Origin of the sequence: Aneurinibacillus tyrosinisolvens (assembly GCF_001015055.1) — a bacterium.
Taxonomy (GTDB): domain Bacteria; phylum Bacillota; class Bacilli; order Aneurinibacillales; family Aneurinibacillaceae; genus Aneurinibacillus_A; species Aneurinibacillus_A tyrosinisolvens.
Genome location: NZ_BBWZ01000060.1, coordinates 1 through 19496, shown reverse-complemented (window position 1 = coordinate 19496; position 19496 = coordinate 1). Strand labels below are relative to the sequence as shown.

Here is a 19496-nt window from a genome sequence, read left to right as displayed (position 1 = left end):
AATGTAATACAAAGTCGCTTGTTTCTTCTGATTCAGTTTTGAAGGTGTGAAAATCTTCTAAATGGAAGTTCTGCTAAAAGCAGGCACGTCCTGTGCCAACGCAGAACGACCCACATCCTGTTGGTCCGCAGTAGCTCAGTCGGTAGAGCAATCGGCTGTTAACCGATCGGTCGCTGGTTCGAGTCCGGCCTGCGGAGCCATTATTTTTCATATGAATTGTCGCGGGGTGGAGCAGTTGGCAGCTCGTCGGGCTCATAACCCGAAGGTCGCAGGTTCAAGTCCTGCCCCCGCAACCAAAATGTTCATTCTTACTGCGTTGAATCAACTTCTTCGTTAGAATGAGATCGGGAGTACCCGCCAGGGTGCAATCAAAATGTTAATCCGTGCTACGTCGAAATACTTCATTGCTCGGATTAAATCAGGGTACCCGTCAGGATGCAACCAATACAACATATTCATTCTTACTGCGTTGAATTATCACCTGAGCTGGAATGAAATTTGGAGTGCTCTTTTTAGAGTATTACTTAATAAAATGTTCTATAAGATACTCGGGACGTAGCGCAGCTCGGTAGCGCGCACCCTTGGGGTGGGTGAGGTCGCAGGTTCAAATCCTGTCGTTCCGACCATTTCTTAAATTATGGCGGCCGTGGCGAAGTGGTTAACGCATCGGATTGTGGCTCCGACACTCGTGGGTTCGATTCCCATCGGTCGCCCCATATGTAGTCTGGGAGTATAGCCAAGTGGTAAGGCACAGGTCTGCAAAACCTTTATCCCCCGGTTCAAATCCGGGTACTCCCTCCAACAATTTCAATGTTTCTTGATTTTATGCGGTCGTGGTGGAATTGGCAGACACGCTATCTTGAGGGGGTAGTGATCCTAGATCGTGCGAGTTCGAGTCTCGCCGACCGCACCATATAATAATGGACTCATAGCTCAGTTGGTTAGAGCGCTACCTTGACATGGTAGAGGTCGCTGGTTCGAATCCAGTTGGGTCCTCCATTACTGATTACATAAGCGTTTATGAGCGTTTTTTAATAAAATAATTTATAGTGGTCGGATTAAAACCCACTATAAAAAATGAAAGCCACTCTTCTTTTAGTTTAAATCTAACTAAAGGGAGGGTGGTTTTTTTGTTGTTAAAATTTGCACTTAAAGATTTTCAAGACGACAGAGAGTTTAAAAATTTATCTGAAATCACGGTTAAAGCCTACATGTTATCACTCCACGAATTTCAATCATTCTGTTCTGAAAGAGAAATTATTGATGTTAGCGAGGTAACTTCTGTCACAATCAAAAGTTATCTTGTGCATTGCCAAAAAAACAGAAAAAATAATCCAACCACAAGAAACTCTAAACTCCACCATTTAAAAATCTTTTTTAACTACCTTGAGAAAAACGAAATGATTACTGAAAAGAGCAATCCTGCCAAGAAGTTAGAGTATGCAAAAGAGGAAATCAAAATTGAAGTTTTCAATGATAATCACATTAAGCAGATGCTTGGTTATTACAGAAGAATTAAATATCGTGATAAATCGCTCTTTGTTTATAGGGACTATGCCATGATACTCGTTTTAATTGGGACAGGCATTCGCTTAGGTGAATTATGTAACTTGAAATGGACAGACGTTGATCTTACAAATGGTACTTTAATCGTTTTCGGTAAGAAGAGGCAACAAAGCAGCGTTCCTATTACAGAAAAATTAATTAAAGAATTAGCCGAATATAAAGTGTTTTGCCAGAGGGCGTTTAATGAACTACCGGAATTTATTTTTATTAATAGAGATGGAAAACGACTCACACCTAATGCAGTAAAGTGTGTGTTTAAACGCTTAAAAGAAATCATGAATTTCAAAGATGTTCGCTTGTCTGCTCATACTTTCAGACATACATTTGCACACAGAATGCTTCAAAATGGGTCGGATGTTTTTACACTTCAAAAAATGCTTAGGCATAGCAATTTGAAAATGACAGAGAAATATTTAGCCCTTTGGGGAACAGCCCTTAAAGAACAAAATGATAAATTCAATCCATTAAATAGCCTGGAAATCTAAAAATCTGCACATAAAAGAAAAAGCCCAGTGTTGGAAGCACTGGACAATCCGAAAATTAAATCTAATGTTAATCCCATCATAACAATAATTTTTAAAAATAGCAATATGATGGGCTTCTTAAATGATGTCATTTTTCGGAAATGCTTTTTCTTCTCGTGTTATGAGAGGGGAAATATAAATTATGAATTTTGCAGAGGTTAAACAATATCAATCCTTCCATTCACTCAATGAATTAAATGAAGCCGTTAGAGCGTTTTTATATTGTCACAAAGCAGAATTATCAGAGGGAGTGGTCAAAGTATTAAAGTTTGTCTGGAAGCACTCATGTAAAGTATTTGGGGTGTCATTTGCTAAAATCGCTTATATTGTCGATGGTACTAAAACGAGCAAGAGTACCGTCGTTCGTGCGATTAACACACTTGAAGAATACGGTATCGTTAAACGTGTGCCAACAACTAAACCGAACGGTAAACGTGGTGTGAATCTGCTTGTGCTTCAAGTCGTTGAAGGTGCTTCTTTGCCTACCATGACACCACAATATGACACTGTAGATGAAACCCCAACAGAGTCGGACAAGGCCAATGGTAGCAACGATTCTAAGCCAATTTCAGAAGGGGAAGCATTGAGTAAACAGTGTTCTTTCCAAGAGAGTAAAGATAAAAAGAATAGTAATAACGTAAAGGAGCCAACACTTGAACAATTGGACAGTTCTTATACACCTTCACACATTCCTAGTGCCTTTATAGACGCTGTTAAACCGTTTCTGAACGCTCATGGAATTTATCGTATGTATGGTGTCGTACAATCTGCAAAACGCCGTATGAAAGTATTAGACGTGTCTATGGACGTCATTATTGATGCCTGGAAGCAATCTGTATTTGCATATAAAGCAGGGATTATCAAGAAAACATTGGCTGCCTATTTTCACGGAACACTATGCACTATGATTGGAATTGAAAAACGCAGAGAAACGGAAATGTTTAATTGGTTAGAATGGGAAGAAGTATCATGTTAATAAAAGTGCGGAGAGTGTAAATATCATTTTGAAGTTGTGTGGGTTTGATATAACCATTTTAAAGCGTAGGGTAATGTATTTGCCTTGCAGCATTGTAAAATTCCTCTAACACTTTAATACAACGTCATGGATAATGTTAACGGTTTAGAATGGTATTTCTCAAGGTGGATAAATCCGAAGTTTAGAATGGTATATATCAGAACGGTATGTAATCGGTATTTATGGTATTTATCTAAATGGGTGGAACGCTGAGTTACGAAATAGAAATGCTTGAAGCCATTGATTTATAAGGAGTTTCAAAATTTTTTAAAATCAATGTAAAAATAACGATTCCTGAATCCCTTGATATTATCGGGGAAACCGGACATTTTTAAGAAATTAAGATAATGGTCTATAAAGGAACCTAAATGAAACAATGTCCCCAAGAATTCCATTTGACTAGCGAAAGTGAACATTCTACACCTTTGATATATCAAGGTTTTATAATGGTTATCTCCAAATCCAATAATCGCCTATAAGGGAGCATAAAAGGAAAAATAGGAATGTCATAGTTTTTAAAAGTTTCCTCATCCTTACTGCCACAATGCTTTCAAGAGACAGTTCTAATGCTTTCAATATAGAGAAGAGAATAACAAAAAAACGATAACCACCAGCAATAGGTACGTGAAACTCTTGCTACACAATGAGTTTAGAGAAGTGAATCTATTTTTATATATTGAATATAAGATGAAAAAATAAGATGTCATAGTTTAGAAAAGTACTCTCAACCTTACAGCCATGTGGATTCTAACCACACCGTCTAATGAGTATAGGTTGGTATATAAATAACAAAAAGTGAAATGTAACGATTATTTTAAATGAGTTTGTCTTAGAGTCGCAACGGTTTGAAGCACATGTCCTAATGATGTCAATGTGATATAGAAATAACAAAAACGAACATGCCACTGGAACGAAAATAAACATCTCATGTAGTGAAGCATAAGTGTTTGCGTGGCTTTAATCCAAATCCAATAATCGTATTTAAGGGAACACAAAAAAAGAAAAAACGTTACCAAATAGAAAAACGCTGTATCGCTTGATATATAAGGGATTAAACGTTATTGTAAACTATTTCCAATTGAATAAGAATACAGTTAATCCATTGTAAAATAAGGGGATTTTAAGTATTAGGGTATAAATTTTGCCTACCCCTCTAAAGGGAAAAGTGTATGTGAAGTTTTAGAAAATCTGTGTGGACAGTTAGAAACCCTTCATATCGCTTGATTTTATATGACTTTGTGAAGCCATGAATCTAAACTTGTATAGGGATAGATACATAAAAATCATGTTAAGAAAGTTTGAGTATAGCGAAACCATTGGTATGTCGTGTTCTGCGACATAGTGAGTCTATTTTTGTATAGAGGAAAAAAAGTGGCGATAAAAATGACGAAAACGAAACATCTTGAAACCATTGATATTACTGGACTTGTAAAAAGGTGAGTCTAAACTTGTATAGGGATAGAAAGTGTAACGACTTTTAGACACCTCTCAAAACCCTTACAATCATTGGGTTAATTGATGGTCGAGTCTAAAAAGGTATATGGAAAGAACAAACAAAGAAAAAGTTTGAAAAACTAAACTTAAAAAACCTAGTAATATCAATGGTTTCAGCATTTCATCGTATTTTTTACATAATGAATATAGATATTTTTCATCGGTTGCCTATCCAGTATAGACATCGGATGAAGAATATTGGAGTATTCTTCTACGATTTTTGATTTTTTATTTAGTAGTGTCATTTCAAAATATTGTTTTATAAATGCCTCTTAATATTTTAAAAGCAGGTATCCATTCGGGTATCTGCTTTTATTATTTTTTCTAATAAAGTGAATATCCTTAGTTAATTTTTTTAGGTAATTTATTACGTGAATTTATTATCTTTGATGTTCACTTTTAAGGAAAAATATAAAGGAGGAATCGCAAATGGAAGGACAAAACGAGCAAGTAGAAGGACAAGAACAACAAGAGCAACAAAATGACAGCGTAGAAGAGTCACAGGGTAACGAAAATGAAGAAGTAGTGTCAAAGGTAGGGGAAGAAGAAAAATCTCTCCAAGACGCTCAGAAAGCGTTAGAAGAGAGGGAAGCAGTCGTGTTCAATAAAGAGGTTGAGATAGCACTCAAGGAAGCAGGTCTTTCTGATTTTGCAGAGATAATCAATGTCAAAGATGCCGAAGAATTAAAAGCAACAATCGGTAAAATCAATAAGATTATCAATGCAAGAAAAATCAACCAATCTTTCAAGCCAGATGGAAATAACAAGCAAGTCGATAAGTACGCACAGGCAGAAAAGCAAGGCGATGTTGTTGGCATGATTGGTCATAAATTAAGTGGTTTGTTTAAGTAGTCGATAAAAATTATCGGCTATTTTTTTGTGTCAAAAATTAAAAATAGTGCATAGCACTTAAAACTGGAGGAATGTAAAAATGTTTAAATCTAATAATCTTACTGCGGGCGAGTCTATTTCATTAGCAAAAGAAATCGTGAAAATTGGTATCTCTGACACTCCATTAACTTCTTTGATTCTTGCGAAAGGTCTTACTGAAAAAGCAAACGGAACAATCCACACATGGAGAGAACGTTCTTTTGATACTACTGCTGATATCAGTGTTCCTGAAGGTAACGAAAATGTAACTTTCTATCAATCTGGACGTGCTGAAATGAATAACGTTCTTGAGATTTTCCAAAAGGGTGCTCATGTTTCTGGAACGGCAAATGCAATTAATGTTCTAGGTCAAGGAAATATTTTCTCTGCTGAGGTGGCTGACCGTCTTATTGAGTTAAAAGTTAATATGGAAAAACAAGCAACAAAAGGAACAAAGAATGATGGTTCTGCTACTCCTTTTGTTCGTCGTATGGATGGTCTTGAAAAATTTGCACATGCTGACAACCTTGTAACGGGTGCTACTTCTCAAATCATTACTGAGGGAGAAATCAAGGAAACTGTTAAAAAATTATGGTTGCAAGGTCTTCCTTCTGGTGAATACTTTGGTCTTGTAAATGCTGACATTAAAGAACAAATTGATGCACTTTACAAAAATTCTTACACTTATACTCAAACAAACGTTTTCGGTATCATTGTTGACGTTATCCGTACTAACTATGGAAACCTTAATCTTGTTCTTTCTCGTCATGCTTCTGTAGACAAGATGACTGTATTTGATGCTTCTACTCTTTCTCTTGCTTTCTTACGTGAAGCACAGTTTGAAGCACTTGCTAAAGTTGGAGATTCTATCCGTGGTCAAGTTATCGCTGAGGGAACTCTTAAAGTAGCAAGCAAGAAAGCCGTAGCACAATATACTCTTAAAGCATAATTGAATACATAATAATGGGATGGGTGTCTGCTATTTGTGGACACCCTTTCTTTATTAAATCGGGGGAAAAATAATGGAGAAACAGGATATTCGTATGAACTGGAAACTACAACGGGTTAAAAAAGGCATCAAGGTGAAAGAAATTGCACAAATCTTAAAAGTTTCGAGTGCTTTCATTTCCAGATACGAACGGGCACAAGTGGATATGAGAATAAGCAACGAAAAATTATATCGTAAGTTTATTGAAAATTATTAAAAATTGAAGAATTAAATAGTGAAAATACAAATATGAAAGGTAGGTGAGTTCGTGGAAGGGTTGAAAACGTAATTCTCCTTATATTTTACCCACAATATAAGGAGAAGAATTAAAAACAGTCGGTCGTGTCGGTGCGTGGGATAGGAGATATGTGATTATCTTTTCACGTATCTTTATGAAAAATAGTAATGAATTGTTGAAGGCGCATGATTGGTTTAATAAAGAGGATTTAAAAGTGGTTTGGAATAATGATTCTGATGGAATATTTTGTGCAGGTTTCTTAGAAGAGTTTAAAGGATGGAAACCATTTTCATATTATGACTTTAATCAAATGGTTCTTGATAATACCTATATTGTCGATGGAAATATTACTGTCACGAAAAACGAGATAGTCTATGTGGACGTAGCAATTGAGGGAAACAAGAGAACTATTGATATGCACATTACAAAGATAAGCCATGATGATAAGACTAATCCAAATTCGCTTAATCCGAATCACCACATTGCCAGAAATAATTATACGGATAAATGTGCGTGGGGAGCCATTATAGCCATACTTTCATATATTAATTATGATTTTTCTGTACTCTCTGATGAAGCAAAAATGATTTTATGGGGAGTAGATTCTGGATTTTTATCTTACTTTTTCAATAGCAATACATTTTACAAATGGGTTGAGTTCTATGGAGTGCAAGAGTTAGCGAGTGTATTTTCTAAATATAATAAATCTGATTTTGAGAAAGTACAGTACAAATATGGATTGCAAGGAACAATCAAAACGAACAAAGACGGATATATCTATACTACTGGTGTTCAAAAGAAAAGTGGTTGGTGTCCTGCTATTAACTTTAAAGCCATCCAAGAATACTTCCCATTTGTAAAACTTCCTGAAACGAAACAAACACCGTATGACATTGGATTACAGTCAAAAAAATTCGATTGTAATAGCACTAAATCAAAACACGACTTAGGTTGTGTTTTTTCTTTTGCCTTGAACGGAAAGCAGTACGGTCAATATTCGATCAGATAAGGGGAAATGAGACATGAATGAAAAGTCAATCAGAGATAATTATCGTTTTGTATATGAGATTCAGAAAGCAAAGTATATCAGATCACAAGGTATTGAGTTTATTACGAAGGCAAAACACGCCAAAACAGATTCAGTATTTTTCTTGTTTGAGTATACAGAAGAATTTCAACGTGCATCGGATGAATGGGATCTAATAAAAATTCAAGAACGCATGGGGCAACGTTAATCGTTGTCCTTTTTTATTGCAATAAAACCTAGTTTTATGTGGTTATTTTCATTAAAAATTGGAGGAATACAAATATGAATTTACAAAATATCTGTGCTGGCGATATTGTTAAAAATTATAAGGAATTGTGTGCTTTATTAGGTCAAACGGATAGAACAGGTAATTCCAAGAAGAGTCAAATTGCTGAATGGGAAAGACATTTTAAATATAGCAAGAGTGGAAATAAATTTGTTATTGAAGAGATATATGAAACACCATTAGAAAAAGAGGAAAATCGTGGTGGTGCTAATAGAATATTACCCCATGCCGACAGAATGGACAGGGTTCTTATGTACATATTGAACAAAGAGGAAACGAACGGTGAATTATTCTTAACCAGAAATACACTCTTAAAAGAGATGAATATGATTAATGGAAATTACAAATTCTGCGACAGAAACGTTAAGAAAGTAAGTACATACCTAAATATTGAAGAAGCAATAATTGAAGAGTTCTTTGTATCAACCAAGAGAACATTTACAAGTAATATTGAGTCCATGCTCAATAGGTTAAGTAGTGGTTCCTTTCTATTCTGGAGTAAGGTAAAGACTGTTTGCGTTGCAGATGCACAAGTAAAACGGGATAAATCCGACAAACTGAAAATAGAGAAACGTAAAGTTTTTGATGAATATGGGAACATGGACGTTGAAATATTAGTGAATGGACTTCCTACTGGTCAGAAAAGTTTTAGGGCTGCCACGGATGAAGAAATAGAAATAATTCTTACCGTTGAAGGCGAAGTATTAGATAGTATGGATTTTAAGGATAAACAGGAAGTAGTACAACATGGTAAATGGGATGAGTTTATTGATCAAGTGAACGATATTCTATTTGAACGAGCAAATATTGTATTTTACTACAATTCCTACAAGATTATTCGGAATAAGGCAAGGTTGCAAAGGGAAGTAGATGAAAATTTAGAACAATGGATTCAAGACGAAAAGGAATTTACATTTGAAGCGATTAGTCTTAATGGTAATGTCGCTACTCAAATGTTCAATAACCTTGAGAATAGACAGAAGAAAGCCATAAAAGAATTAGCAGAAGGTAGAATGAAATCTAAAACAAAAATGAGATTGTCTGAGGATTATCTAACTCATTACGGTATGTTGATTGATGCCTTTTTGAATTGGGGATATCAAGACATTATAAGAGAAGTAAGGGAAACCGTTGTCAAAGATAAGACAAAACATAAGGGTTTACGTGCATTCTAATACTAATATATAGGACTATTGTACTACAAATAAAAAAGTTGTCCGTTTTGAAAACTCTATTTAACAAGAGTAAGAGATTAAAATACACATTTCAAAATGGACAACTTTTAAAATTTTATAATTTATAAGGTTAACTCAATACATAACAAAAACGAACAAATTTAATATCGCTGTGAGGGGGGTGTGGCGGGGTGGTACAGCGAAAGGAACTTTTCAGCGCTCTTCTGAAAAGTTACGGTAGCACCCCCCACGGTCTTAATCTTTTATCTCTAGGAATCAATTGCGATTACGTGTAGATAATGTTGGTTGACTTTAAGTGAGAATAATCAAAATAAATTAAAATTAATTGGGAGGAATCGCTAAATGAACGTATATAAAATGCTTAATACTATTTCTGGTGATGTACAAGATATTAAATCTGATGTGAAAGAGATTAAACAGGTACAAGAAGAACAAAAGGTTGATTGGGAACAATGGAAAATTGAACGTGCTAAGGAACGTGAACAAGATAGAAAAGAACGTAACGAAATTTTAAATGAAATGAAGGCAATCGCTGACGACTTAAAGGATATAAATAAAACTCTAACTAAAATGTGTGAAGAACGTGGAATACATAAAATCCCTACATGGGAAGAATCACAAGGTTTCCTCTCTAAAATGGTTGCTTCCATTAAGGGAGGTAAATAATTATGGCTAAACCTAAGAATAGTGGTCTATTGGCTGAGAAATTAAGAAAATTAACTCCGAAAAGAAAACTCTATGTTCTACATAAATTTAAATTATTCAGTGATGATCGTATTAATTGGACGGATGAAGATTTTCTATTACATACGAAATTACAATCATTCAAATCTATGTTGGAATGGGAAACAACAAGCGAATTTCAGGAGATAGGCAAAATTGCTATCTCTTCCCGTTCTGCTAATGACTTGTGGAAAGTATATGAGAGTCTACAGACAAAGGCAGTTGATGGAGATATAAAGAGTATTGATATGCTTTTAAAACTTCACAAGGAACTTAATAAAGAGTTAAACGGTAGTTCGCAACCAAAAGAACAATCGTATGACGATGGATTGCAATTGTAGGTGATTGTATGGCTAAACAATTGAGTACCCAAGAGAAATTAAATGTAATATTATCTGATTTTAAATTGTTTGCATTAAATTTTATTAAAATTATTGATAACAATGGTGAGTCAGTACCCTTTACCTTAAATCAGGAACAAGAACAATTTATAAACGAAAAAATTAAATATAATGTGATCCTCAAAGGAAGACAGATAGGATTTACTACTCTTTCACTCGGTTATATGCTTTATTCGGCTGTCACAAAGCCAGATACAAGTTATATCATCGTTACACACCATGAAAAGGTTAGTAAGTCCTTATTTATTAAACTCAAGAAAATGTACAAGAGTCTACCACATAAGAAATTCCCTAATTTGTTTCCTAAAGAATTATTGAACAATCGGGAAGAGTTATATTTAGATAATGGTAGTCGAATTATAATCGCTAGTGCTAAAGGTGAAGATGCTATTTCCGGTAATACATTTCAAATGATACATTTCTCGGAAATGGCAAAGTATCCTAATAGTGAGATTATGGAAGAAATGCTTGCCACGGCTATTCCTGCATTGGCGAAGAATGATTCAGCATCCATTATTATCGAGAGTACTGCCATGGGTTACAATTACTATCAAGAACTCTTTATGAAGGCATACCGTGACAAGGGAAGTGCTTGGAAGGCATTCTTCTACAATTGGTTAGCAGAAGCCTATAAGAAACAATTCTCGACTACATATGATGAAGGTGTCCAGTGGTATTTAAACAATAATAAGGGTGTTAGATTATCGGCTAAAGACTTGGAACATGATGAACAGACTTTACATGAGCGTTATGGAGCCACGTTAAAACAAATCATGTGGAGAAGGTACTATATAGACTTGAAGTCCCTAGAAACGTTCATGCGTGAGTTCCCTACCACACCAGAAGAAGCATTTATGAGTTCTCAAAAGGGTGTATTCAATCAAGCAATGATACAGGAACGATTATTAAATTTAGAGCCAGCAATTACATATAAAGAATTGAGTGACTTGCCAGAGGTATTATTGCCTCTCATTGGTAAGTCACTTTTTATTTATCGGACTCCTAAGAATAAAACTAGATATTTTGGTGGAGTAGATAGTGCATCCGGTGGAGGTGGCGAGAATGATTCATCCACCATATCAATCATTGATCCTGATGGAGAACAAATGGCATCGTTCTATAAGAATGATATTCCTATTCATAAGTTTGCCGAAGTCGTGGCAGCCGTGGGTAGATATTACAACAATGCTTTCCTTGCTATTGAAAAGAATAGTTATGGATTACCTCTTATAGAACGTGTTTATAATGACCATTCCTATTACAATTTAATGAAACAGAAGACATTTGACCAAAAGGGACGGAAGAAGTTTACAAAGGGATGGCTAACCAATCAGACCAATAAATCCATCCTCATAGAGGATATGAAGGAAGCATTTGAAACAGGTCAAGTATTAATCCATTGCCGGGAAACTCTAGATCAAATGGCTATTTATGAAGAGGTAGACGGAAAACTTGGCAACAAGAAAGGCAAGAACAAGCATGACGACTTAGTTATGAGTTTTGCCCTCAGTATTCAAGCAAGAAAAGTAAATAAATACTACGTTGATATATAAGGGGTTAACTGGTTAACACTGGTTAACCTATTTTAATTCGTGAGGTACTTTTATGTACCTGGCGATTTTTTATTTTAAAGAAGGAGGTTAGGTAATGAGTCTGCAAGAATATATCAAGGACAAATATAATGACAGTCCATTGTGGTTCGTTGAAGAATGTAATAATGCAATTGCTAACATGAGAATTGTAAATGTACTCGACAAAAAGGAATATCTATCCGGCAATCATGCTATTTTAAATCGTCCCAATGAGCAATTTAACGGGAAAGAGTTCATAAGCCGTAAAATAGTTTTGAATTATGCTAAGGTTATGGTTCAATTCCAATCGGCTTTTATTATGAAGAATCCTATTACATTAAGTGGTAAGGAAAACGTTGTAGGGGAATATAAGAAAGTATACAAAAAGGGTAAGATTCATCAAACATTACAAAAGGCAATGGATGGAGTAATAAAATACGGTGATTCATATGTTTATTTGTATTTTGATGAGAATAAGGTAATTAAACCTAAACTAATTCCAAGTGAGTCAAGTTATGCCGTTTTCGATGATTTTGGGGCTTATGTGGCATTCATTGAACACTTCACAACAATAGATAATATCTCTTATTGGTACGTATATACTTCTGACAGTGTAATAAAGTATTCTGACCATGGAGGAAACCAAAGGGAGATAACTACAAGTAAGAACCTTTCTGGACTTCCAATACACTTCCATAGTCATAATGAGTTAGATGAATTGGTCGGTCGTAGCGACTTGGATGATTATATTGGTATTCTCGATAATATGGAGGATTTAATCAGTAAGGCAACCGACAGTTTCTATCGTTATATTTCGGGTATACCAGTGCTAAAAGGTCAGCAGTTAAAAGGTGAGGGATTACCTACACATGCTATTGCAGGTGGTATTGCTATTGATACGGATGCAGACTTTAAGTTTGAATCTAATCAATTCGACTATAAAGCGTTTGAAGCGTTATACAAGACATTAATGCAAGCATTATTAGACGTTAGTGGAACACCTGCTGTTAGTATGAATCAATCTTCGATTAGTAATTTGTCTGAGGTTAGTATTAAATTATTATTCTCTCTAGCCGAGATTAAAGGTAGCATGAATGAACGGTACATGAGGGAAGGTATAGATGTATTACATGAACAGTTACGTGCTATGATGGAGTTACAGGGCATAGTGTTTACTGATGAAGATTATGAATCGTTAGGTACTGTATTCCATTATAATCAACCACAGAATGAGAAAGATATTATAGATAATCTTAAAACATTACATGATATGAATGCTATAAGTTTACAGTCTATACTTGAGCAGAATCCATATGTTAATGATGTAGTGGTTGAGATGGAACGAATCAAACATGATACCAATAGTCAACCTAATAACGGTGGTAAGTTAACATTGAATAATGGTAGTAATGGACAGAGTTTAGGACAAACACAAGTAAATCAAGGGAATTGAGAATAGAGAATATACAACTTCACGCGTACATGTTACCCGTTTAATCATTGACTCAGAGAGTAAAATTTATAGGCAAATAAAAAAATGGTTCCCAAAAATCCCGGAACCATCAAATTTTAAAAATTCCCCGGCTTTTTTATGTGTTCATCGGTTAGGAATCATTAGAATTTAAAATTCAATAAACTATTTACTCTAAGTTATCGCCTATAAATTTTGCTCTAAATGTCTGGTGTTCGGGAGAATGGATTGGAACGTGATTTATTCATGATTTTATTCACTAATTTTTAAGCAAAATTGACTCGTTTTTAATGAATAATGAAAATCTCTTATAAAATGGGCGATGAATGGGTAAATTTTAGCAATGTATGGTAAGTGTAGGTGTCATAAAGCCAGTAATATCAAGGGATAAGATAGTCAACGTCCGATAACCTTTCTTATGTAAACAAGGAATTTATCATCTAAATATGCATGTCTATGTATGTTATATTCAAGCAAAACAAGGTAGTGATAATTTAAAGTTATACAGTGTTTGTTTATTTTGGGCGATAATTTCCAATAAAATTTTGGTTTTATTATGCATTATTATGATCCCTCAAAGTTGGCATCGAGTTTGCCAGCATACCATTTTACACGTACACGATAAATTTTTGATTTCGGGATTACCTAAAACGGATAATCTCAATCGCCAAGGGTGTCGGTTATCTCGACTCCCCCAAATTGGGGAATATAGAGTGAGCAGATTCTCACAGTCCAAAGGTTGGCTCTCATTTCCCCATTTCCTCATTTCCGTATTTTTGATTAAAATTAACCTCATTTCCCTAGGACATGGGGTATTTGTGTTTGGGAAACGACAATTTTTTACTGATTCAATGACTCACTAATTCTTCTTACCCGATAGTATCTTACCCATAGAAACGGCTAATTATCATTACCCACTGGCAATGTGGTTTTGTTGCTTTTCGGTAATTCAAAAATTTAACACAGAAAGTTTTCGAAATCCTCTTAATTTTCCTGTTATATTTACCCAAATTATGGTAGTATAGAAACGATTATAAATTAGGGGGAATAAAATTGGTAGTTAAATTTTGTTTAGATGACAGAGGAGTTATTTTAGAGCAAAATCGAGAAGACATTACAGATTTAATGTCTATATTGAAAGACAAAGGTGAAATAAATATAGTACATAGTCAGGACGATTACTTTCATGGAGTTTTTGTATATTCCGAATTAGAGATTGTATTTAATCAAAAAACGGACAAATATGAAGAAGAGTTATATTTGTATTTTGATAAAAAATGACAGTAAAAGTTAGGTATTACAGTCTACAACGTTCACCAATTATGGTGAGCGTTTTTATTTATTTTATATTGTAATAACATAATCATTCTTATATCATTTGATATGAGGTGACAGCATGAGTTGGACTAAAAAAATCGAAAAAAGATATATTAATCGTGTAACCCAAGTAAAAAATGCTTTAGACAAGATTACCCAAGAATTCGGACAAGAAGGAATACAACATCAATTTCATGGTTTTTCCACTGAGTTAAAACATCATGGCTCGAAACGTGACAAGTTTAAAATAGAAGTTGTAGACTTGCTTATCGAATTTACTAATGCAGAAGTCTATGAGAAGGAAAAAGAAATAAAAGAAAAAAAAGGAATTTGAAGAAGCGGATAAATTTACAGTTACTTATGAAGCCCTAAAAGAAATAATCTTAGACAAATTTTATGATTGAGTCACTCCTAGTGAGTGGCTTTTTATTTATTGTAAAACATTTCCTCTTTGTCTCCCCCTAATAGTATAATATTACTATTAATAACAAAAAGGATGTGGTTAATTTAATGAAAATAATTAAACAGTTATCCTTATGTTTTGTTTGTTTGCTTGTTCTTTCCACTCAATTTGTAGGAACAGTGGAAGCAAAAACAAATCCATACGGTACTTTCATGAAATCAACGTTAGAAGCAGCCAAGGCCAACTACCTAAAATTTAAAGCAACTGGGAATAAAAAATACTTTAAAGAGTTAGATAAAGTTGCAAATATGGTAGAACAAAATGATTTTTCAAGACGATATAATAAGACAAGTGCTGAGTACAGGGAATATCAGTCCTACATAATAACAATTATTCAACTATACGAATCAGCCTTATATTCTTTAGAAAAAGATAAAAAATCAGCAAACGAGGCATTGGCTGATGCCAAAAAGAATTTGGTAGAAGCAAATAAACTTTTAAAATATGAAGGTATGCAACCAGTGGTATTTAAATAATTACTTTAAATCCTTTCCTAAATTATTAGGTAAGGATTTTTTATTTTAAATTGAGAGGATGGATGAAAAATGACAAATGATTTACGTTTGTTAATGGAGATAGAAGGTATTGAATTAACTCCTGAAGAACGAGACGTTTATCTTCTTGAAAATGGATTGAGTTCTAATGCTAATTACGATGCTCAAAATAAATCGAATCAAATTGCAATTTACCAGACGGCTTTAGCCATCTTAGAATCACTTGCAAATAATCCTAATTATATGAAGACAAGAAAATTCGATGATATGACAATTGATAAGTTTGCTGAGAATTTACAATCAAGAATAGACCAATTGGACAAAAAAGTCCGTAAGTTAAAAGTTGATTTAGATATGGCTGCACAGTCTAATTTCTTCAATTTATTTCAGAATTAAAAAAGGTATCATGGTCTGGTCTTTATATGTACCATTTATATGTACCTTTATCATGTACCATTAAGGAGGTGTCACATGCCTAAAATTAATTATTTTAATCAAGATGATAATAAGGACTTTCAATTTATACTTGATGATGCTGGAACAGATATATTAATCAATAGAGTTTCTAAACGTGCTGTCATTAGTCAAAGTGGAATGGGATTAGTCTATGATGATAGAAAAATATCCACTCTTGAAGCCATAAAATGTGGTGACGTGATTGATTATAAGAATAAAAAATGGATGATTATTAATGATACCAAGGCAGAACGGTACGATAATAATAAAGCCATTATGAGAAACTTGCCATATGAGATTATATTTAATAATAATTGTTCATTTACAACCATTCCTTGCTATATGGAATCTCAATCCTTCGATGTTAAATCAGGTCAAATGATGTCATTAGCAACGGGTAGAATATATGTACATACACCTGACAATGCCGATTCAAGGAGTTTACAGTTAAATAATCGTTTTATTAAGTTTGGTCAAGCATGGAAATTATCAGGAATTGACCATACAAAAGAAGGCATTATTACGTATACTCTTGAAATGGATACTATTAATACGGCTTCTGATGATATGGTAAATGAAATTGCTGGAGGATTGGCTTGTGTAGTTGATATTACAAATACTGATCCTGTAAGTGTATATAAAGATGGAACTGTACAATTAACATGGACTTCAAATTCTGCACCTGTAACATTTACCTCAAGTGATACTTTAATTGCTACAGTTGACGCTAATGGATTGGTCACAGGTAAAAAACTAGGCACAGTAACCATTACATGTTCAAATGCAACGAACAGTCTAATTAAGGACACAGTTAATATTACTGTTAACCCTGTTCCTGTAAGTTATTCCATCACCATTACGAGTACGTCTACTACTCCTAATGAGATTAAAAATGCTCAAACTAAAACGTATAATGCAGCCATATACCAAGGAAATACACAGATTACAGATGGTAGTCAACCTGTAACGTGGTCACTATGGGACGACACAAAAACAACAACTACTACATTAGCACTCATAGATTCACAGACAGGTTCAAGTTGTGTAGTGAAGAATAATAATGCAAACTCAGGTTATGTGCAACTTTGTGCCACGCTCAATTCCGATTCTACGATTAAACAATGGATTAGAATTCAAATGAAAGCATTGTTCTAATAAAAGTAAATTATCAGACCACTTGACATTATTTTCCGACAACTCTATAATTCTATTTATAGAAACTAAAGAAGAGTGGTTTGTCTTATTAATGACACTCTTAACGCTTAATATTTCAAGGTTGGTTAGAGCGCTACCTTGACATGGTAGAGGTCGCTGGTTCGAATCCAGTTGGGTCCTCCATTACATAACATGTATAAGTCCTTGCGCAGCAAGGGCTTTTTTGTTTACCCTAATGTTATAAGGCATCAAGTTCGCACTTTAAATATAGCACTTGGTGCCTTGTATGGTGCCCGAGTAACAATACAGTTAATTAGTTAGCATTTGCAAGTAAAGCGTCAAACCTGTTTGCTGCCTCCGCTTGCATGTTAGGCATAACATGACTATAGGTATCTAAAGTCATCTGGATTTTACTGTGACCTAGCCGCTCTGATACAACTTTAACATGTTCACCTTGTTTGAGCATCAAGCTTGCATGAGTATGCCTTAAATCGTGAAAACGGATTTGTGGAACTTGTCTTAGTCTAATTAACCTTTGCCATTCTCTACGCAAGTTAGCAGGGCTCATAGGAGTTCCTTTTGATGTACAGATTACTAAGTCATAAGGATTTTGTACAGACTGACTTTTATATTCCCTGAGTGCGGCAACTGTACTGGAAGATAAAGCTATCTGGTAATTTTCGTTCCGGTCTTTTGCTTCGTCCCCGATGATGTTGCCTATTTTGTTCATGTAACACACGATAAAAACTGGATTCTGATGCCAAATAAATGCACTAATCGGCTAGCTTCGGCACGATTTGGGACGGTGGTAAATCAGCGAATTCTTCTTTTTTTATGACTTCTAACATTTCTTGTTTTTCTTCCGTTGTCAGCTTATTTTTAGGTTTGGGACGGGAGACAAGGGGAGCGTTGATCTTCTTTAATTCCACCTTCTGAAACCCAGCGTTCATACGTGCGTACACTGATATGTAGTTCCTTGCACGCAGGAGCTAATCGCGCACCGTTTTGATTGGCTTCTTGAATAAGTGTTACTGCTAATGCGCGATCCGACGGGCTGATCATTCGTCCTCTTGGTCCCCCCAGATCGCTTGGGCCTTTTTTCGCAAAAGTAGTAATGCCGCAGCCTCTGCCAAGGCTTTCTCTTTTTTTTGTAAGTCTTTTTCTAATGTTTTGGCCCGTTTTTTCTCTTCTTTCAGCTCGTGATTCAGCTGTTTTGTTTGGTTGAATTGGAGACCGTTGGCGTTTAGACAAACGCCACGCCAAGCTTCAATCTGTTCCTTATACAGCCCTTTTTTTCGGCAGTACTCTGCTAATTCTGCTTCATTCATGATGTACGTTTCCATTACGACGAGGAACTTATCTTCACGACTCCATTGCTCAGAACCTTGTCCATCTCCTGGCGTAGCACTTCCCCCAATACGAGCTTCTTTTCTCCATTTATATAAAGTCGTTTCCGTAATTCCAACCTCTTCACTGATCTTTTTAATGGACTCGTTGTTGGGTGGCATCATTCTTTTTAGAATGGATTCTTTCATTTCTTTCGAATATCGTTGTCCTAATTTTCCGTTCATGTCGATCAACCTCCGTGTTTTACTTAACTATAACACTAAAGTTCTATACGACATCTATCCTAACTGAGGGGGATGATGACTTTCAATAAAAAGGTTAATTTGTTTATCTAACCTATCGGTATTTAATTCTTTGATAATTTTTACAATTTATGTTTTGTCTTCAGTTACACGAAATACATGCTAGAATAGGGTTCCAGATTCCATCTGAATTTATTTTTCTAGTAGCTTCTAATGTGCCAGGGGAAAAGTAATTAACGTTTGCTAGACTATTAGTTGTTGGATTTATGTTAATATCATTAAAGTAATAGAAATATTTCCCATTTTGATACCCATTTAAAGCATCTGTAGAGAAGGTAATATCAACTCTTCTATCTTGGTATGATTTTTAATTAGCATAGAATGAGGAGCCTTTATAAGTTGCATAGGACTCCATTTTCTTAAAACATTCCCTCTTTGGTTCCCAGATATAAGAAAAAGATAATGTAATGTAAGGCTGGTTAATATAAACAGTGATATGACCGATATAATTATTAGCAATATATGAAGAAAACATAAGTATATTTACATTGTTTGAGAGTGTTTCAATTTTAGTTTTACTAGATTTTATCCTTAAAGGATATGGTTTTATATTAGCGGTTTTTTAAAAGTAAAAGGGTTTTAGGAGGAGAAA

At 34.7% G+C, this 19496-nt stretch carries 20 protein-coding genes and 7 tRNA genes; 24 read left to right on the top strand and 3 right to left on the bottom strand.

Annotated features, from left to right (window positions below):
- Positions 1-124 precede the first annotated feature (124 nt).
- From MBEAL2_RS26260 to MBEAL2_RS26145, 24 genes are all read left to right on the top strand, one after another.
- Positions 125-200, top strand: a tRNA-Asn gene (locus MBEAL2_RS26260).
- Positions 201-220: 20 nt separating this feature from the next.
- Positions 221-296, top strand: a tRNA-Met gene (locus tag MBEAL2_RS26255).
- A gap of 253 nt (positions 297-549) precedes the next feature.
- Positions 550-626, top strand: a tRNA-Pro gene (locus tag MBEAL2_RS26250).
- A 14-nt stretch (positions 627-640) separates the two neighbouring features.
- A tRNA-His gene (locus tag MBEAL2_RS26245) sits at positions 641-716 on the top strand.
- Positions 717-726: 10 nt separating this feature from the next.
- Positions 727-801: transfer RNA gene (locus tag MBEAL2_RS26240), tRNA-Cys, on the top strand.
- Positions 802-827: 26 nt separating this feature from the next.
- Positions 828-913: transfer RNA gene (locus MBEAL2_RS26235), tRNA-Leu, on the top strand.
- A gap of 9 nt (positions 914-922) precedes the next feature.
- Positions 923-999 (top strand) — tRNA-Val (locus tag MBEAL2_RS26230).
- A gap of 131 nt (positions 1000-1130) precedes the next feature.
- Entirely contained in the window at positions 1131-2051 is a 921-nt protein-coding gene (locus MBEAL2_RS26225) for a tyrosine-type recombinase/integrase (RefSeq protein WP_047155174.1), read from the top strand.
- Between the two features lie 181 nt (positions 2052-2232).
- Positions 2233-3066: a helix-turn-helix domain-containing protein gene (locus MBEAL2_RS26220; RefSeq protein ID WP_047155173.1), complete on the top strand. Its 834-nt coding sequence runs from the start codon at positions 2233-2235 to the stop codon at positions 3064-3066.
- A gap of 1962 nt (positions 3067-5028) precedes the next feature.
- Positions 5029-5451, top strand: coding sequence for a hypothetical protein (locus MBEAL2_RS26215; protein WP_052948039.1), 423 nt, complete (start codon positions 5029-5031; stop codon positions 5449-5451).
- Between the two features lie 79 nt (positions 5452-5530).
- Positions 5531-6418 carry an SU10 major capsid protein gene (locus tag MBEAL2_RS26210; protein WP_047155172.1) on the top strand — a complete coding sequence of 296 codons (888 nt, stop codon included), beginning with the start codon at positions 5531-5533 and terminating at the stop codon, positions 6416-6418.
- Between the two features lie 73 nt (positions 6419-6491).
- Positions 6492-6674 (top strand): helix-turn-helix transcriptional regulator, encoded by a 183-nt coding sequence (locus tag MBEAL2_RS26205; protein WP_047155171.1) that lies wholly within the window; start codon positions 6492-6494, stop codon positions 6672-6674.
- A gap of 151 nt (positions 6675-6825) precedes the next feature.
- Positions 6826-7704, top strand: a complete 879-nt coding sequence (locus MBEAL2_RS26200) for a hypothetical protein (RefSeq protein WP_152667935.1) — start codon at positions 6826-6828, stop codon at positions 7702-7704.
- A gap of 13 nt (positions 7705-7717) precedes the next feature.
- Positions 7718-7930, top strand: coding sequence for a DUF5659 domain-containing protein (locus MBEAL2_RS26195; RefSeq protein ID WP_047155169.1), 213 nt, complete (start codon positions 7718-7720; stop codon positions 7928-7930).
- Positions 7931-8004: 74 nt separating this feature from the next.
- The gene (locus MBEAL2_RS26190) at positions 8005-9183 is read left to right on the top strand and encodes a hypothetical protein (RefSeq protein ID WP_047155168.1); all 1179 of its coding nucleotides are present in this window, start codon (positions 8005-8007) and stop codon (positions 9181-9183) included.
- Positions 9184-9546: 363 nt separating this feature from the next.
- A complete protein-coding gene (locus MBEAL2_RS26185; protein ID WP_047155167.1) occupies positions 9547-9870 on the top strand; it encodes a hypothetical protein in 324 nt (107 codons plus the stop codon).
- A 2-nt stretch (positions 9871-9872) separates the two neighbouring features.
- Positions 9873-10268: a hypothetical protein gene (locus tag MBEAL2_RS26180; RefSeq protein ID WP_047155166.1), complete on the top strand. Its 396-nt coding sequence runs from the start codon at positions 9873-9875 to the stop codon at positions 10266-10268.
- Between the two features lie 8 nt (positions 10269-10276).
- Positions 10277-11881, top strand: coding sequence for a terminase large subunit domain-containing protein (locus tag MBEAL2_RS26175; protein WP_047155165.1), 1605 nt, complete (start codon positions 10277-10279; stop codon positions 11879-11881).
- Positions 11882-11975: 94 nt separating this feature from the next.
- Positions 11976-13352: a phage portal protein gene (locus MBEAL2_RS26170; RefSeq protein ID WP_047155164.1), complete on the top strand. Its 1377-nt coding sequence runs from the start codon at positions 11976-11978 to the stop codon at positions 13350-13352.
- Positions 13353-14423: 1071 nt separating this feature from the next.
- A complete protein-coding gene (locus MBEAL2_RS26165; RefSeq protein WP_047155163.1) occupies positions 14424-14651 on the top strand; it encodes a hypothetical protein in 228 nt (75 codons plus the stop codon).
- Between the two features lie 115 nt (positions 14652-14766).
- Entirely contained in the window at positions 14767-15021 is a 255-nt protein-coding gene (locus MBEAL2_RS26160; RefSeq protein WP_047155162.1) for a hypothetical protein, read from the top strand.
- 176 nt (positions 15022-15197) lie between these two features.
- On the top strand, positions 15198-15626 hold the full coding sequence (locus MBEAL2_RS26155; protein WP_047155161.1) for a hypothetical protein: 429 nt from the start codon (positions 15198-15200) through the stop codon (positions 15624-15626).
- Positions 15627-15695: 69 nt separating this feature from the next.
- Positions 15696-16040, top strand: coding sequence for a hypothetical protein (locus MBEAL2_RS26150; RefSeq protein ID WP_047155160.1), 345 nt, complete (start codon positions 15696-15698; stop codon positions 16038-16040).
- Between the two features lie 75 nt (positions 16041-16115).
- Positions 16116-17255 carry an Ig-like domain-containing protein gene (locus tag MBEAL2_RS26145; protein WP_047155159.1) on the top strand — a complete coding sequence of 380 codons (1140 nt, stop codon included), beginning with the start codon at positions 16116-16118 and terminating at the stop codon, positions 17253-17255.
- 313 nt (positions 17256-17568) lie between these two features.
- Here the strand turns inward: MBEAL2_RS26145 and MBEAL2_RS30755 are convergent, their stop codons facing one another.
- The 3 genes from MBEAL2_RS30755 to MBEAL2_RS26130 form a co-directional block, all read right to left on the bottom strand.
- A complete protein-coding gene (locus tag MBEAL2_RS30755) occupies positions 17569-17985 on the bottom strand; it encodes a tyrosine-type recombinase/integrase (protein WP_082130205.1) in 417 nt (138 codons plus the stop codon).
- A gap of 43 nt (positions 17986-18028) precedes the next feature.
- Positions 18029-18217 (bottom strand): hypothetical protein, encoded by a 189-nt coding sequence (locus MBEAL2_RS32350; RefSeq protein WP_082130204.1) that lies wholly within the window; start codon positions 18215-18217, stop codon positions 18029-18031.
- Between the two features lie 96 nt (positions 18218-18313).
- Positions 18314-18826 carry a transposase gene (locus tag MBEAL2_RS26130; protein WP_047155158.1) on the bottom strand — a complete coding sequence of 171 codons (513 nt, stop codon included), beginning with the start codon at positions 18824-18826 and terminating at the stop codon, positions 18314-18316.
- Positions 18827-19496 lie beyond the last annotated feature (670 nt).

What these genes read in the sequence shown, in the direction of transcription:
- MBEAL2_RS26220 (WP_047155173.1), top strand. Translation starts at nt 2,233, where the DNA reads ATGAATTTTGCAGAGGTTAAACAATATCAATCCTTCCATTCACTCAAT.
- MBEAL2_RS26215 (WP_052948039.1), top strand. Translation starts at nt 5,029, where the DNA reads ATGGAAGGACAAAACGAGCAAGTAGAAGGACAAGAACAACAAGAGCAA.
- MBEAL2_RS26210 (WP_047155172.1), top strand. Translation starts at nt 5,531, where the DNA reads ATGTTTAAATCTAATAATCTTACTGCGGGCGAGTCTATTTCATTAGCA.
- MBEAL2_RS26205 (WP_047155171.1), top strand. Translation starts at nt 6,492, where the DNA reads ATGGAGAAACAGGATATTCGTATGAACTGGAAACTACAACGGGTTAAA.
- MBEAL2_RS26195 (WP_047155169.1), top strand. Translation starts at nt 7,718, where the DNA reads ATGAATGAAAAGTCAATCAGAGATAATTATCGTTTTGTATATGAGATT.
- MBEAL2_RS26190 (WP_047155168.1), top strand. Translation starts at nt 8,005, where the DNA reads ATGAATTTACAAAATATCTGTGCTGGCGATATTGTTAAAAATTATAAG.
- MBEAL2_RS26185 (WP_047155167.1), top strand. Translation starts at nt 9,547, where the DNA reads ATGAACGTATATAAAATGCTTAATACTATTTCTGGTGATGTACAAGAT.
- MBEAL2_RS26180 (WP_047155166.1), top strand. Translation starts at nt 9,873, where the DNA reads ATGGCTAAACCTAAGAATAGTGGTCTATTGGCTGAGAAATTAAGAAAA.
- MBEAL2_RS26175 (WP_047155165.1), top strand. Translation starts at nt 10,277, where the DNA reads ATGGCTAAACAATTGAGTACCCAAGAGAAATTAAATGTAATATTATCT.
- MBEAL2_RS26170 (WP_047155164.1), top strand. Translation starts at nt 11,976, where the DNA reads ATGAGTCTGCAAGAATATATCAAGGACAAATATAATGACAGTCCATTG.
- MBEAL2_RS26160 (WP_047155162.1), top strand. Translation starts at nt 14,767, where the DNA reads ATGAGTTGGACTAAAAAAATCGAAAAAAGATATATTAATCGTGTAACC.
- MBEAL2_RS26155 (WP_047155161.1), top strand. Translation starts at nt 15,198, where the DNA reads ATGAAAATAATTAAACAGTTATCCTTATGTTTTGTTTGTTTGCTTGTT.
- MBEAL2_RS26150 (WP_047155160.1), top strand. Translation starts at nt 15,696, where the DNA reads ATGACAAATGATTTACGTTTGTTAATGGAGATAGAAGGTATTGAATTA.
- MBEAL2_RS26145 (WP_047155159.1), top strand. Translation starts at nt 16,116, where the DNA reads ATGCCTAAAATTAATTATTTTAATCAAGATGATAATAAGGACTTTCAA.
- MBEAL2_RS30755 (WP_082130205.1), bottom strand. Translation starts at nt 17,985, where the DNA reads ATGAACAAAATAGGCAACATCATCGGGGACGAAGCAAAAGACCGGAAC.
- MBEAL2_RS26130 (WP_047155158.1), bottom strand. Translation starts at nt 18,826, where the DNA reads ATGAACGGAAAATTAGGACAACGATATTCGAAAGAAATGAAAGAATCC.